Consider the following 15,547-nt stretch of genomic DNA (forward strand, 5'->3'; position numbering starts at 1 on the left):
AGACTCAATTTGGAAGGTCGTTGAGATTGAAAATTACTCCAACAAATCTCCCCGGCGTTATGATCGTTGAAGTCGATGCAATTACGGACGATAGAGGCCTGTTCGCCAGGACATTTTGCGCCGACACCTTTACTAGGAATGGTTTGCTTGGGCATTTTCCTCAGTGCAATATCTCTTGGAACCCTTACCGGGGTACATTGCGGGGAATGCATTACCAAACTGAGCCGTACCCGGAGGTGAAACTCGTGCGTTGTACAAGAGGTCGTATACTTGACGTGGCTATCGATCTTCGCGCAGATTCGCCAACCTACTTAAAATGGACGAGCGTCGAGCTGGATGCTGATGGGCGCAATGCTCTCTATATTCCTGCAGGCTGCGCCCACGGCTTCCAAACCCTCGTTGGAGATTGCGAAGTATTCTATCAGATGGGGGAAACTTACAGGCCGGAATTCGCACAAGGCGTTCGCTGGGACGATCCGGCATTTGCGATCGATTGGCCTTTGCCGCCCGTGCGACTGTCCGACCGGGATGCCAATTATCCGGATTTTCAGCCATGAAGCGGGTTCTTGTCACAGGCGCTTCGGGTTTTTTTGGGCGCCATTGCCTGAACGAACTGCTTCATCGAGGATATGAAGTTCACGCATGCGCTCGCCATGTTTTAGATCAACCGGGTGCGAAATGGCATGTCGTTGACCTCATTCAACCCGGAGCGGGGGCCGAATTAGTGCGAAGGATTCGGCCAACGCACTTGCTGCACCTTGCATGGGACGTTAGCTCTGGATTCTGGTCTGCTCCCGACAATATCTCGTGGGTGGCAGCCACACTCTCATTGATGCGGGCGTTCCATCTATCGGGTGGAGAGCGTTTCGTTGCTGCCGGGACATGTGCTGAATATGATTGGACGAATTTGCCCGATTATGTGGGCGAGGACGCCCGACGCGAGCCGGCTACATTTTATGGGACAGCCAAGGAAAACGCCCGACGGCTTATCGAGGGCTACTCCCGCGAAACCGGCTTTTCATTCGCTTGGGGCGTCCTGTTTTTATCTTTCGGATCGCATGAAAGAGCTGAAAGGTTGGTGCCATCAATTATTAGAAATTTGCTTGCCGGGCGTGTAGCGGAGACCACTGCTGGAACACAGCTGCGGGATTTCCTCGACAGCCGTGAAGTGGCTGCGGCGTTTTCCGCGCTTGTCGACTGCTCGGTCAATGGTAGCGTCAATATCGCCTCCGGTGAAGCGCGAGCGCTGCGCGACGTGATCCAGCTTCTCGGAAGACTGATGGGACGTTCGGACATGCTGAGGCTGGGGGCTCTCAAGGGGCGTCCCAACGAGCCTCAGCGTCTGGTTGCTGATATAACCAGGCTGCGCCAAGAGGTTGGCTTTGTGCCGCGCATTTCGCTAGACCAAGGATTGCAGGATGCGATTAGCTGGTGGCGGCGACAACAAGAGGCTTGATCTAGTGACCGGTAATGAGAGTTCTGAGCCGAAAATACGGGCTTTAGGGGTTTTACTATAGATGTTGTTTCAACTAGCAAAACTCGGCCGCAAGAAAGCGCGTTTTCTACTGCAGAAGTGGAACAATCGGCGTGACTCCGAGATCTTGGTTGCTAGTGAGCTCTTCGATGAGGCATGGTATTTAAAGCAATATCCAGATGTGGCCGCAACTGGGGTAAAGCCAGCATTTCACTATCTGATGCACGGAGCAAATGAGGGGCGTGATCCCAACCCTCTATTCAATACCAAATGGTATCTGACAAACTATCCAGATGTTGAAATCCGTGGGATGAACCCGCTGGTTCACTATATAACATGCGGTGCCGAAGAGGGTAGGGATCCTAATCCCGTGTTCGACACCAAATGGTATACAATGACAAATCCAGAGATTTCGAACGGCATTAACCCGCTTTTACATTACAAAACCCATGGTATAGGAAAGGAACTGAACCCAAACCTGTTGTTCGATGCCGCCTGGTATCGTAGCCAATTTCCGGAAGTGGCTGGTACGAATTCTTTATCTCACTATCTTCAGTTTGAAGAATCGGAACGGCCCGCAACCTATGATAGCGAAGCGATCATCTCTGGAATCCGGGTGGCGGTTGTCGCTCATCTCTTTTATGAAGATCTATGGGATGAAATCGTATCATATTTGGGCAATATACCGACGACGTTTGACCTGTATGTAACAATACCCGAGCGAACTAGAACCGACTGGCGGAAGCTGATACTTAGTAAATTCCCCAATGCAACAATTTTGGAGGTAGCCAATGCCGGCCGCGACATCGGCCCATTTCTTTCGCTTCTTCCGTTGCTGCTTACCAAAAACTACACAGCAATTTGTAAGATCCATACAAAAAAAGGGCAGACAGAACCCGCAACGTGGCGAAGACTGATGCTCGAGGGCTTGTTAGGAAGCGAGTTCTTGGTCACTCGAGTCCTCTGTAGCTTTAAGGCCGATCCCGATTTGCTGCTTGTGGGAGCCGAAGACCTGTACGTCTCCGGGCCGACACACATGATGGATAATCAGATAAAGCTCGAATACCTGCTTCAGCAATTATACCCAGGGCGAACACTTCCGCGCGAGTGGGGCTTCTTTGCGGGAACGATGTTTTGGATAAGTCCTCGCGCATTGGAAAAGCTTTCACAGATCTTTTTTGATGGTTTAGTTTTCGAAGTGGAGGATGGGACGAACGATGGTCAGATTGCACACGCTATCGAACGCTTCTTCGGCCTCATCGCGACAATGGAGAACGGAAATGTCGGCATGACTGAACTCCGGGGTCAGGGACCGTGGGGTACGAAAGTTAAAATCGACGCCGCTCCCGGCAAGCCTGCTTTGGAGAGCTTGACGGCTTTATTGCAGATGCGAGCAGCAGGACAACGCACGCGGACAGCACAACAACATAGGGCTGTAGCTATCGTTCCGCCCCAACCGCTTCGACGGTGGAGCAAGCCAGCGGCACACAACAACGGTATAAATCTAGTTGGTCCTGTTGGCTTTATCAACGGAGTAAGTATCAGTGCTCGGGGCTATGCTTCTTGTATAATGAAAGCTGGGATCGCCCTGAATGTTATTCCTTGGAGTCAAGGATTCGAACGACTTCGGTCAACGCCTGTTCAATATCCCTCTATTGATAAGCAAATAATAAATTTAGTGCACCTTAATCTTGATCTCCTTACGATCGCTGGTTTCCTCGACAAAAGCCCACTTGATGAAATTGTTGTGCCAAGTCGATATAATATCGTGATTATATACTGGGAGTTGTCGGCGCTTCTGCCCGAATGGCATGCGGTTCTCCATCGCTTCGACGAAATTTGGTGCGCAAGCACATTTATGGCGAGATCCGTTTCAGCGGTGACGAAGAGGCCCGTTCGAGTGGTTCGTCCAATGCTCGAGAGAGAAAAGGTAGCTCTAACGAGAACACGGCGGGACTTTGGGCTCTCGGAAGATCGATATGTGTTCTTTTACGCCGCGGATGCTGGGAGCATATTGGGGCGAAAGAATCCCAAAGCACTAATTGACGCATACATCGAAGAATTCGGCCCGGATGATGGTGCTTGCTGCCTTCTAAAGATCCACTATTCGAATGTCGAAAGCCCAGAAATTCGCGAGATCCTTTCCATCGCCGAGCAGCGCCCGGATGTCATATTCATGGACCGTCTTCTGGAAGACGGTGAGATGCATGATCTCTTCCAACTGATCGATTGCTATGTTTCTCCGCATCGCTCCGAAGGGCTTGGGCTAACAATATTGGAAGCGATGGACGCTGGAAAGCCCGTAATTGCGACACCTTACGGAGGGGCTGCAGATTTCGTAACATCAGAATCGGCATGGCCACTAGATTATAAGCTTACAGAAGTCGGAAATGGGAACGAGCCATATCCGGCTCAATACTTGTGGGCAGATCCATCGATAGGCTCTCTGCGTCAGGCGATGCGTGCTCTTTTCTCAGACCGAAAACTGACAGAGGAGTTGGGACGCAAGGGGCGGATATATGCGCATGATCTCTTTTCTGCTGAAACAACAACCGAAACAATCCGCAGGGAGGTTGATCGCATATTGCAAGCTGGCGGCTCAGGCGACGACAAAGCTGCTTTAAGAGCGCACAAAGTGGTCTAGGCCCGTTTCTTGTCTGAGCTATCATTAAAACTTGAAAGATAATCATGAGACGGCTTCTTTATCTTGCGCGCAGATTTTTTGTGGTTGCTCGCACAACGAGTCTTCGAACCGCAATTCATCAAGCAAAAGATTTTATTTCCCAACGTATATTCCGGCCCAAAAGCTCCCGTACTTACCCGCCCTCTTTGAGAGCAGGTGACATTCGCATTAGCATTTTGGTGCCCGTGTACAACACCCCTTCGGGGATCTTGGAAGAGGCGATCAATTCTGTCCTTAATCAGACATACCCCAATTGGGAATTGTGCCTATGCGATGATTGTTCAGACTCGCTCGAGACAGTGAGGGTTCTGGAAAAATATCGCGGCATAGATCCGCGCATCAAAGTAGTTAGGTCGCCGAAGAACCTGCACATTGCCGGCGCTACCAATCTTGCTGCGGAATTTGCCACGGGCCATTTTGTAGCCTTCCTTGATCACGACGACACGCTAGATTGTAATGCACTTCGATTCGTCGTGAAGGCTATTGAGGAGAATGAGGACGTCGATGTCCTATATACTGATGAAGATAAGATAGAGGCTGATGGTCGCTATAGCGAGCCGTATCTGAAGCCGGATTGGTCGCCAGAGCATTTGCTCTCAGTCATGTATGTTCTGCATTTCACGGTGATCCGAAAGTCTCTCTTCCTGGAACTAGGCGGACTGCGAGACGCATACACTGGTGCCCAGGACTATGATCTAGCTTTGCGCGCCACTGCGCGGGCGAGACGCGTCGTGCATATTCCGGAGGTGCTTTATCATTGGCGAAAGATCCCGGGGTCGGCTGCCGCCGTTGTCGATGCAAAGCCCGCCGCCTTAATCAACGCAAAGCGTGCTGTCGCAGATTTTGTGCAGAACCAGGAGCCCGACGCGGAGGTTGTAGATGGTCTGTTTCCTGGAAGTTACCGCGTAAAGTGGCCCGTCGACGCGTCACGACCTGTGACACTTCTGATGCTTACCGACAGTCGAATGCGGGACGTTGAGGGGCGTGGCAACATCTTACTTGTGGAACACTCGGTTACGAGTATCCTCAGTCGTTCGACATTCAGGAATTTCCAGATAATTGTTTTAGACAACGGCAGACTCCCAGCAGATGTTCATGAGCGCTTTATCGAAGCGGGCGTGACTGTCGCCCAATATCATTTTCAAGGTGCCTTCAATTTTCCTGACAAAATGAACCATGCCTTAAGTCTTGTGACCACGGAAGACGTGATCATACTCAATGACGATATAGAGGTGATTTCTCCCGACTGGATTGAGGCGCTGCTTTCATTCTCCCGCCGGCAAGACGTCGGCGCGGTTGGAGCGCAACTAGTCTATCCGAACAACCGGTTGCAGCATGCGGGAGTCGTCATGGGTGTGAATGGTTTGACCACACATATATTTCATAATCAGCCAGCGGTTGAGGTCGGTTATTGCGGCTTTACACATCTTATTCGCAATTATTCGGCCGTTACTGGTGCTGTATTAGCAACGCGCATGAGCCTTGTCCGCGAAGTCGGCATGTTCAATAGAAGATTAAGGGTAGACTACAACGATATTGATTTCTGTTTGCGACTTGGCGCGGCAGGCTATCGTATAGTCTATACTCCACATGCCTCTCTTTATCATTTTGAAGGATCTTCTTTGGCGAGGAGGGAGGTCGATGAGGCCGACAGGGGACACTTCTTTTCGCAATGGCAAACGTATATTAACGCAGACCCATATTACAATCCTCGACTACCGAAAGATCGAACCGATTGTGCGGTTCTGCGGTGGTGATTTCGAGGGACCGTTATCATCGGCAAAATGAAAGGCAGAGCGCTGCAATTGTTGGTTTCGCTTGAGAGCTGATCCGGCTCAGCCCCCAAGCGGATTGGCGCTGTGTCTTAAGGTTGCGTCACAGTTAGTTGCGGAACAGCGGTTACAAACTGACCGCCCCAATCTGCGATCTGCTTTTGTTGCTGCTGAACTTCAGGAGCGATATTCCAAGGTAAAATTACAACAAAATCAGGCTTTCGCTCTGACAACGCAGATGGCTTCATGATCGGTATATGGCTACCCGGCATGAATTTCTCTTGTTTGGAAGGTGCTGCGTCACAGACAAAGGCAAGGAGATCGCATTTCACGCCTCCGTAATTCAACAGAGTATTACCCTTTGCCGCGGCGCCATAGGCTGCTACAGTTTTGCCTGCGCGTTTTTGTTCGATAAGGAAAGCGACAAAATCGTCTTTCACCTTATCTGCCTTAGACTGAAAGTCCTTGTAAATCGTAAGATTCCCAAGTCCTGCGGAAGCCTCCCGTTCAAGAATTTTCTCAACGCTTCCGCCTGTGGGACGCGCATCTTCTTCGTGACAACCATATATCCGTAGGCTTCCGCCATGAGTCGGCAGTTCTTCCACTTCCCATATGCGTAGCCCTGCAGCCTTGAAAATCCGTTGAACAGCCATCAACGACAAGTAAGAAAAATGTTCATGGTATACGGTGTCGAATTGGTTTTGCTCGATGAGGCGCATCAAATGCGGAAACTCGAGCGTTATTGTTCCGTTCTTTTTTAAGGCCGTTTTCAAGCCACGTGTGAAGTCGTTGATGTCGGGAACATGGGCGTAGACATTGTTGCCACAAATGAGATCCGCAGCTTGGCCTTTGTCGGCAAGCGAGCAAGCGGTATCCACACCAAAGAATTCGCGTAAAACGGGAACGCCAACCTTTTCAGCCGCATCTGCAGTGCTTTGCGTCGGTTCAACACCAAGACATGGAATCCCCATCTCTACGAAGTTCTTCAGAAGATAGCCGTCATTTGAAGCGATCTCGATAACGAAGCTGTCTTTCGATAATCCAAGACGCTCGGTAATCATCCTTGCATAACGTGCTGAATGATCCAGCCAGCTTTTCGACATGGATGAGAAATAGGCATAGTCGTTGGAGAAAAGATCACCGGCGTCGGCATAATCTTCTGTCTGTACCAACCAGCATTCATTGCAGACAAATAGTTTTAAGGGATAGGTTGTCTCCGGTGCACGCAATTTCGCTGCAGTCAGATATGCATTGGATGGTGGCGCAAATCCAAGATCCAGAAAAACGTGCTGGAGTTCAGTTTCGCAGTGACGACATTTCATATGGCTCATCCTAATTAATCTCAAAGAATTCGATCTACAAGCACGGTAGTTTCGAGCCATCTATGCCCAAGCTAGATCTCGCTGTTTCGCCGTGACATGGTAGGCATTGAGCTGTTCTTCACTGCTAACTCTGCCATCTTCTAGCCAAGTGCGGTACCATCGTGCGGTAACATTTACTGCCTCACCGAACGACCAAACAGGTCTCCATTTTAGCAACTGCCGGGATTTACTGCTATCTAGTTGCAATAATTGCGCTTCGTGTGGATGCGTATCTTGGCTTAGCCGCCAATTGACGTCCGGCCAGTCCCGCGCAAGGGTCGCCAAGAGTTCTTCAACAGAACGATTGCCCTCTCGGTCAGGACCGAAATTCCAGGCATCGGCGGCCGAGCCATCTCGTTCGATAAGTGCCTGACCCAGCGTGAGGTAACCTGATAGGCAATCCAGAACATGTTGCCACGGCCGTGTTGAACGCGGAGACCTGATCTCAAGCGCCTGTTTTCCACTAAGGGCACGCACAAGATCTGGTATCAGTCGGTCTTCTGACCAGTCTCCACCACCTATTACATTGCCTGCCCGCGCAGTCGCCAGCAACGCGGATTTCGGCGTGTTGAAGAATGAACGCCTAAAACTCGCTGCTACAATCTCGGTTCCTGCTTTCGATGAACTATAGGGGTCATGGCCGCCAAGAGGATCAACCTCGCGGTAACCCCAAGTCCATTCCTTGTTTTCATAGCATTTGTCGGTGGTAACAACCACTATTGCAGAGAGATCGGTGAGTGACCGACATGCATCCAGCAAATTAGCCGTTCCCATAACATTCGTCGCGAATGTTTCCACTGGTTGAATGTAGGATCTGCGTACAAGAGGCTGAGCGGCGAGGTGAAATACGATCTCCGGATTTGCTCGCGTCACAGCTAAGCGAAGAGCCGTCTCATCGCGAATATCGATGAAGTGTGATTCGTGATCGAGCTTTAGCAGAGCCCAATGATTTGGGTCGCCCTCTGGAGCTAACGCAACTCCCGTCACGTGGGCGCCAAGATTCTGCAGCCAAAGCGCGAGCCAGCTTCCTTTGAAGCCGGTATGCCCTGTTACGAGGACTTTGCGTCCGCGATAGGTATTGTTGAACATGCTCTTCTACCAAGTCTTCCAGGGTGCCTGCTCCGACGCCCATAGTTCTTCGAGATGCCTCTTGTCCCGCAAGGTATCCATCGGTTGCCAAAATCCATGATGGAACCAAGCATTGAGTTGTTCCTGCTTGGCTAGGGTCTCCAAAGGTTCGCGTTCCCAGATGCTTTCGTCGCCCTCGATATAGTCGATCACCTTCGGGGAAAGAACAAAGAACCCGCCATTAATCCATCCGCCATCACCCTGTGGCTTTTCCTGGAAATGTTGAATTTTATGACCGTCGAAAGCGAGGGAGCCGAAACGCCCGGGGGGCTGCATCGCTGTAAGTGTTGCAAGACGCCCCTGTTCCTTGTGGAAAGCTATGAGGGCAGTTATGTCGATGTCACCCACTCCATCGCCATAGGTCAGGCAAAAATCTTCATCACCCAGGTAGTCACGTACTCGCTTAAGCCTTCCACCCGTCATGGTTGTTTCGCCAGTATCAACCAAACTAACGCGCCAAGGCTCCGCTGAGTTTTGCAAGACCTCCATCTTATTACTCCTCATGTCGAATGTGACATCAGACATGTGAAGAAAGTAATTGGCAAAATACTCTTTGATCACATAGCCCTTATAGCCGCAGCACACGATAAAATCGTTGATGCCGTGCTGAGAGTATATCTTCATGATGTGCCAAAGGATTGGTCGATTTCCGACCTCGACCATGGGCTTTGGGCGAGAACTCGTTTCTTCGCTGATTCGTGTTCCTAAACCGCCGGCCAAAATTACCGCTTTCATAAGCGCTCCTCAAACGACTGTACGACTGTGGCGTATAAGCAAGCCAAAAGGCTATAAACAAGTCAAACTGGACATTCAACAAAAACAGTCATGCTTATGGCAAGTGGTTTGGCGGGAGGCCAGCAACCCGCACGCGCTGCCGTGAATAGCCGAGTCGATGCTACAGATTGCGTAGCTTGGACGTCAACCATCACTGCTCAGACAGGGACCATCACCACTGTCGGAACCGTTGTTGCGCGATATCATTTGGTCGGGAAGAGGCTGACGATCCGGGCCACAATTCCCATCACGACTGCTGGTTCGGGGTCCGGCGACCTGACCTTTACGCTGCCATCCGGCGTGACGCTCAGGGCCGGAACTTGCATTTCGGGCGCAGAGAGATAACGGTGACGGGCAAAGCACCCTACGCGCGCAACGGCGCCAGCGCTTCCACGCTCGGGATTCGGCACTACGACGGCTCAACGCCGATCGCCAATGGCGTGAATTGCCTGATCGGCGGCACGTTTGAAGTCAATTAACCCCGGCCTGCCATGACAGAAAAACATGGGCCGTTCTGATGTTGTGGCTCGTCATGGTCGATGGTGGTCTTGAAACCGTGCTGATGCAAGACGTGCAGGATCATATTCTTCTCGATCCAGGCCGGGTTTTTGTGAACGCCGCCGCAGAATTTCGGGTCGGTAGATGGTGATCCATGATAGTGGCGACGGAAAAGTTTGTAATCCCTTCCATGTGCACGGGCCGTTTCTATCCCCGTTACGCCCGCCTGATAACGGGGGTCACTCGCCGGCATTGCGGCGAGGTCAGCGTAGTGGGTCCATAGATAGATCTGGTTGGATGCGTTGCACAAAAGATCCAGTAACTGGACCGGATCAATCATGTGGTAAAGGACGCCCGCCGCGTGGATATAGTCAAATCTCCGAGTGTTGTCTTGCAGCCACGGCACGAAATTGCCGAACAGAAACCGCGTATTGTCAAGCTCAAGCATTTCTTTGACGAGCAGGCTTTTGAGATAGCACTTGGAGTTGGCCTCTATCGCCGTGACGCGCTTAGCGCCGGCCTGCGCGAGCATATAAGTGTGGCCGGCTTCCAGTGGACCGAGTTCAAGGATTTCCTTTCCCGCAACCCCACCTGCTTGATTAATCGCCCAGGTTACTCGTGGGTCTTGAAAAAGAGGGACGCCACCGGTTTTGACGCCCGGGACAGCGGAAACCCATTCGTCCTTAAAAATTGAGGCAATGGTTTCCTTCGTTGCGGTTCCGCTCTCATAGAAGTCCTGCACTTCATGTTTCATGCTCGCCCCCTCGGTGTATAAGCTTCCGATAATATTTGCATAAAATCGGATACGCCAGCTTTTTGTTCCGCGCCACCACTGGGGATCAACGCACAGGCGTGGCTATAAATAACAGCCGGCGCTGCGGCGAGCCTCATGACGTCCAGGTTAATAGGCGGGGGCGACAGCCCACCCAAGCCCTGATCTGCATGGTCTATGCGGAAAGTGCGCCGCATCACAAACCGTTTGGAACAACGACGCATCGAACCAGCGCATATCATCGCTTGGTCCTGCTGGAGGCGCGTCCACCAAGCCATGGCTCAGAAAGCTCATATCAAACGAAATTTTACGACTGTAATGCTAGCCTGGCTGAACGTCGCTATGCGGCATGCGATCCCGACAACCGTCTCATTGCCGCGCAGCTTGAGAAGAATTGGGAAACTGAGCTACGCCGCGTGCGCGACCTGGAAGTGCGCTAGCCCGCCGAAAGTCCTTCAACCATCGAGGTTGACCCGGGCACCTTTGCAAACCTTGCTGATAATCTACACCCGGCCTGGGAATCACCCGATGTGACCATGCGGATGCGCCAGCAATTGCTTCGTACTTTGATTGCCGACATTGTTGTTGATGTCGATGATGCGGTGCGCGATGTGGTGTTGACGATCGGGATGGCCAACCTCGCCTACAACATGCTCCGCTACATCTTCCACGAAGGACGCGGTGCCGCCGGATGACGCCGGCTGCCCCGAAAGGGCGGCGACACCGCCAAATCCAGCATGAAATCGGCGGCGAAAGGGACGCCAACATCCATCAGGCCGCGCCGCCGATCACCGAATGCAGCGGTATTTCGAGGTCTCCAATTACGTGATGGCGTCCCGTTGCCACCACAAACTTTTTAGTGTGAAGTCTCCGGCTTTATGCATTCGGGATTGCGCATCAATTCTGATATTGTGTAAGAGCAACTGCTCGCCATGAGGGGATGAAGTTTATGGAATTGCCCACGCTCCGGAAGATTTTTGATGATCACGAGGGACTCGGATCAGACAAGTGGACTTCGTACTTTAAGGCGTATGAGAGCCATCTTCAGCGTTATCGCAGCCAATCGATCTCTCTTCTGGAAATCGGCGTCCAGAACGGGGGCTCGCTGGAGATTTGGAGCAAGTTCTTTCCAAAAGCAGAGCGAGTGCTGGGGTGCGACATCGATCCAAAGTGCGCTCTGCTGAAGTTTGATGATCCGAGAATTTCCGTGCTTGTCGGCCACGTGAATGCTCCGGAAACTCTGGCAGCAATCACACAAGATACAGCGAATTTCGACATCATCATTGATGATGGCTCGCATGTTGTTGAAGACGTCATTAAGACATTTGCTCTGTATTTCCCATTATTGAAATCAGGCGGAACATTTGTAATCGAGGATCTCCATACCTCTTATTGGCCATCTTTCGGTGGTGGAAGCGATCTCAATTTGAGTTCAATGGGTTTCCTAAAACTGCTTAGCGATCTGGCGAACAAAGAGTTTTGGCGATCTGAAAACGAAGACTTCAATTTCCTCGATGCCTATGCGAAACGCTACGGTGTTTCCATCGACGATCGGGATATCGCCATTGAAGAAATATCCTTCAGTAATTCAGTTTGTATCATCAGAAAAGGGGACGGAAATTTCGAAAATCGCCGCCATATGACTGGCACGAAGTTTCACGTCCATGACTACAGCGAGGCAAAAAAACTCTCTGGGACTAGGGAACTAGTCAACCTTCTGGATGTACAGATCAGGTTGCCGCAGGCCACTGAGATGCAGAGAGAGTTCGTAGACGCCATCCCATTTGTTCTATCCAATAAATCCGAGCTCGGACGCCTTCGCCAACAATTTGATGAAGCCACGGTGGAAAACGAGCACCTTCGAAATGAGCTCGGATCCTCACGAAATGAACTCGGATCGTTACGAAATGAACTCGGATCGTTACGAAATGAACTCGGATCCTTGCAAAATGAACTCGGATCCTTACGAGGACATATTGCCAGACTCCATTCAAGCAGATCATGGCGTGCAACGCGGCCATTCCGTATTCTAGCGCGAGTGGTCAGAAGTGGGAAATATGCGTTCGAATTCGCTAACTATCTCTATCGAGAGCAAAACAGCCTTGATGGAGTTGGTCCGCGCCTTGGACAAACGTTCAGAGAGCGCGGAATAAAGGGCGTCACAAAGTCGCTCGCGGAATCCTATTTCGCGATGAGAATAGGGCGACCGATCGATAGGTGGCCGCCATACAGCGAACAGGAAATACCGGCGCAAATCTCGCTTGACGAGAACGGTCCGCTTATCAGCGTCATCATCCCAATCTACAACACGCCGGAAAGGCTTCTGCTTGACGCGGTAAATTCGGTGCGAAACCAGACGTATCAGAATTGGCAACTATGTCTGGTTGACGACAATTCGGATAGCCGGCCGATGAGAAAGATCCTCAAGAGGATTGCCAAGAAAGATCGCAGAATTGAGGTCTATCGCCGAAAGACGAATGGACACATTTCCGCAGCTTGCAATGACGGGCTAGCGATGTCTCGCGGAAACTATGTGACCATTCTCGATCACGATGATGTCCTGCACAAATCCGCTCTCGCGCTGATCGCGCAAGCCATCGTCCAACAGCCTGGTGTCGACTACATTTATTCTGATGAGGACAAATTGTCATCTGACGGTCAGCTCGTCCATTCTCCTTTTTTCAAGCCTGACTGGTCGCCGGAATACATGCTTTCGATGATGTACACGTGTCATATGAGCGTGTTCCGCAAAGGAGCGATCGAGAGCGTGGGCGGCTTCCGTTCGGATTTTGACGGAGCGCAGGATTACGACCTTGCGCTCCGCGTCACCGGTTTGGGCGGAAAGGTTCATCACGTCCCTCATTGTCTATATCATTGGCGGATTTGGGAGAGGTCGACTGCCCACTCGCCGGACGCCAAACCATATGCACTCAACAATGCAAAGCGAGCCCTGGCGGAACATCTGAGCAAACAGAGCGATAGTTTCGAGCTTGTTGACAGCCCATTTCCCGGACACACCAAGGTGAACTTTCTGCCGAAGGGCGAGCCACTGGTGTCAATCGTCATCCCGACCGCAAACGGGTCCATCGAAGTTGACGGGAAAACGGAGCGGCACATTGATGGTGTTGTGGAATCGATACTGACGAAATCGACATATAAGAACATTGAAATAGTCATTGTTCACAATGGCGATCTTTCGACAGAGCAATCGAAGCATTTGGAATCCTTGGCTCACGTGAAGCTCGTTAGATACACGTCTTCGGAGAAGTTCAATCTCGCCGATAAGATAAACCTTGGTGGAGCATCGGCTGCCGGCGAGTTCATCCTCATTCTCAATGACGACATCAGAGTTATAGCGCCGGAATGGCTAGATAGAATGGTCGCTATGGCCCAACGGGATGGCGTCGGCGTCGTAGGGGCAAAACTTCTGTTCCCGGACGATCGTATACAGCATGCTGGCGTCGTAATGTTGGGCGGGCTTCCTGGGCATCCTTTCTATGAAGCGCCCGGGTCTTCCCAAGGGTACGGGCTCTCCATTCAAGTTGATCGAAATTACATCGCTGTCACTGGCGCCTGCCACATGACGCCAAAATGGGCTTTTGATAAGCTCGGCGGATACAATCCCCGGTACGCGCTGAACTACAATGATGTTGATTATTGTCTTCGAGTGCGCGACGAATTGGGATTGCGCTCAGTGTATGTCGCTGATGCGGAGCTATATCACTACGAGGGGGTTTCGAAGGAGGGAGGCCGATCAGTAGCGGAACATGAAATTCAGATGTTTATAGATGAATGGGCCGCGAAATACCCTCGTGACCCTTATTATAACCCGAACCTAAACCAGAACGTGCCTTACTCGTGATCTAGCCAAAACGGAAAAGCGTCGTCCGTTCTGATATACGAATATCACCGGACTGCACCCGGAATTAAGGCCGACAAAGTTTTCCTCCAACGCTGGAGGCGGCTTGCCTTTTCGCGAAGGGCATAAGTGTACAGCCTTATATCGAAGCTTGCGAGGTTTCGATAAAAGGCCAGGATCGCTGGATCCGCAAAATTCGGCTGGCCCTCTAGCGGTGAAGAATTCGTGTGAGGAAACTCTGACGATTGGTTTCCCCATCCGGCCAACCGGAGAATTTCGGCACTGTCTTGCGTTGCGCTCTCGCAGAAGGCAACATAATCGAATTCTCTCAGAGAGAGTAGTGCCGCAGTAAAGTCGCGGCAATCTACTGGCGGTTCCTTGGGTGAAATAAGGTAGCGCGTCTGGCAGTTGTCAAAGAGATTCCTAGCCTCATAATGTGATTCTACTAAGTCGCCGATCGCATCGATATCATCTAAAGAAATTTCCTGAAGCTTATCGAACAAATCACGAAGACTATCCCGATAGCCCATCGCTTCTGTTTTTCGTTGCTGCGTCCCTAGTGATTTGACCCACTTTAAATGAGAGACAGTTTGCTGAATAGGCTCTCTTAGAAAGGTAAATTTGAACCATTTCCTTGCGGATATAATGGTAAGCACTTCCGGAAGGTACAAATGTCCTGAGGCAAAATCGTAGTCATCAATACCTTGTCGAATGCGTTCCTTGATTTCTTGCCGATCCTCAATGTGTGTAGTGAAGGACATTCGTTTCGAACAAAACAGGTTCATTGACGATCCTGCCGTTTTAGGAATGTGCAGAAAGAACATGGGCTTTGCTTTTTGGGGTCGTCTTGGTGTGACCACCAACGAATACTGTCTTCCCTCTTCGCGTCCGTGATCCAAATAGTGACGTACCGGATCGACACCAGCTTTTTTTATATCTGGATTCAATTCAAGGTACTGTTCAATGTCAAAGTCAGTCGGTAGACGGCTTTGGTTAGCCCCACCCATCATGTTTGCCTCGCTATAGGAAATATTTCCGCCAAAGACAAACCTTCACCGTAAAAACGTGATCATGTCTAGCGGATGAGACGCAAATTGCTGCTATTATCCCGTATCATCATGAGATTACCCGAGGCAACCCCGATGGGCCAACGCCATTCAATGTCATGTATCCATAAGTGCAGGAATTTGGCATCTAGGTGAGCCGCCTTTTAAAATTCTAGCGAA

At 50.9% G+C, this 15,547-nt stretch carries 11 protein-coding genes and 1 pseudogene; 7 read left to right on the forward strand and 5 right to left on the reverse strand.

The genetic code is table 11. The features are described 5' to 3' along the window. Positions 1–26: 26 nt before the first annotated feature. The 4 genes from rfbC to QA648_RS22660 all read left to right on the forward strand — a co-directional run bounded on the left by rfbC (position 27) and on the right by QA648_RS22660 (position 5,914). Positions 27–557, forward strand: coding sequence for a dTDP-4-dehydrorhamnose 3,5-epimerase (rfbC, locus tag QA648_RS22645; protein ID WP_283054246.1), 531 nt, complete (start codon positions 27–29; stop codon positions 555–557). Then, complete coding sequence (locus QA648_RS22650) at positions 554–1,456, forward strand: NAD(P)-dependent oxidoreductase (RefSeq protein WP_283053770.1); 903 nt, start codon at positions 554–556, stop codon at positions 1,454–1,456. The genes rfbC and QA648_RS22650 overlap by 4 nt, the downstream gene beginning before the upstream one ends. Before the next feature lie 61 nt (positions 1,457–1,517). Continuing rightward, on the forward strand, positions 1,518–4,118 hold the full coding sequence (locus QA648_RS22655; protein ID WP_283053771.1) for a rhamnan synthesis F family protein: 2,601 nt from the start codon (positions 1,518–1,520) through the stop codon (positions 4,116–4,118). A gap of 44 nt (positions 4,119–4,162) precedes the next feature. Then, positions 4,163–5,914 carry a glycosyltransferase gene (locus tag QA648_RS22660; protein WP_283053773.1) on the forward strand — a complete coding sequence of 584 codons (1,752 nt, stop codon included), beginning with the start codon at positions 4,163–4,165 and terminating at the stop codon, positions 5,912–5,914. 107 nt (positions 5,915–6,021) lie between these two features. Here the strand turns inward: QA648_RS22660 and QA648_RS22665 are convergent, their stop codons facing one another. From QA648_RS22665 to rfbF, 3 genes are read right to left on the reverse strand one after another with little or no spacing between them, the layout of a single operon-like run. Then, a complete protein-coding gene (locus QA648_RS22665) occupies positions 6,022–7,251 on the reverse strand; it encodes a class I SAM-dependent methyltransferase (RefSeq protein WP_283054247.1) in 1,230 nt (409 codons plus the stop codon). 60 nt (positions 7,252–7,311) lie between these two features. Beyond that, a complete protein-coding gene (rfbG, locus tag QA648_RS22670; protein ID WP_283053774.1) occupies positions 7,312–8,379 on the reverse strand; it encodes a CDP-glucose 4,6-dehydratase in 1,068 nt (355 codons plus the stop codon). A 6-nt stretch (positions 8,380–8,385) separates the two neighbouring features. Beyond that, positions 8,386–9,153 (reverse strand): glucose-1-phosphate cytidylyltransferase, encoded by a 768-nt coding sequence (gene rfbF / locus QA648_RS22675; protein WP_283053775.1) that lies wholly within the window; start codon positions 9,151–9,153, stop codon positions 8,386–8,388. Between the two features lie 386 nt (positions 9,154–9,539). Between rfbF and QA648_RS22680 the strand changes: the two genes are divergently transcribed. Next, the gene (locus QA648_RS22680) at positions 9,540–9,671 is read left to right on the forward strand and encodes a hypothetical protein (RefSeq protein WP_283053776.1); all 132 of its coding nucleotides are present in this window, start codon (positions 9,540–9,542) and stop codon (positions 9,669–9,671) included. On the opposite strand, the gene QA648_RS22685 is transcribed toward QA648_RS22680, so the two are convergent. Further along, positions 9,668–10,444, reverse strand: a complete 777-nt coding sequence (locus QA648_RS22685; protein WP_283053777.1) for a class I SAM-dependent methyltransferase — start codon at positions 10,442–10,444, stop codon at positions 9,668–9,670. The two genes, QA648_RS22680 and QA648_RS22685, sit on opposite strands and share 4 nt — an antisense overlap. 326 nt (positions 10,445–10,770) lie before the next feature. On the opposite strand from QA648_RS22685, the pseudogene QA648_RS22690 reads away from it, so the two are divergent. Both QA648_RS22690 and QA648_RS22695 read left to right on the forward strand, forming a co-directional pair. Beyond that, positions 10,771–11,157 (forward strand): annotated as a pseudogene (locus QA648_RS22690) (hypothetical protein); the annotation flags it as partial. A 254-nt stretch (positions 11,158–11,411) separates the two neighbouring features. Next, a complete protein-coding gene (locus QA648_RS22695) occupies positions 11,412–14,324 on the forward strand; it encodes a glycosyltransferase (RefSeq protein WP_283053778.1) in 2,913 nt (970 codons plus the stop codon). Between the two features lie 44 nt (positions 14,325–14,368). Here QA648_RS22695 and QA648_RS22700 read toward each other — a convergent pair whose 3' ends face one another. Next, the gene (locus QA648_RS22700; protein ID WP_283053779.1) at positions 14,369–15,331 is read right to left on the reverse strand and encodes a sulfotransferase family 2 domain-containing protein; all 963 of its coding nucleotides are present in this window, start codon (positions 15,329–15,331) and stop codon (positions 14,369–14,371) included. Between the last annotated feature and the right edge of the window lie 216 nt (positions 15,332–15,547).

Source organism: Rhizobium sp. CB3171 (genome assembly GCF_029714265.1).
Lineage (GTDB): Bacteria > Pseudomonadota > Alphaproteobacteria > Rhizobiales > Rhizobiaceae > Rhizobium.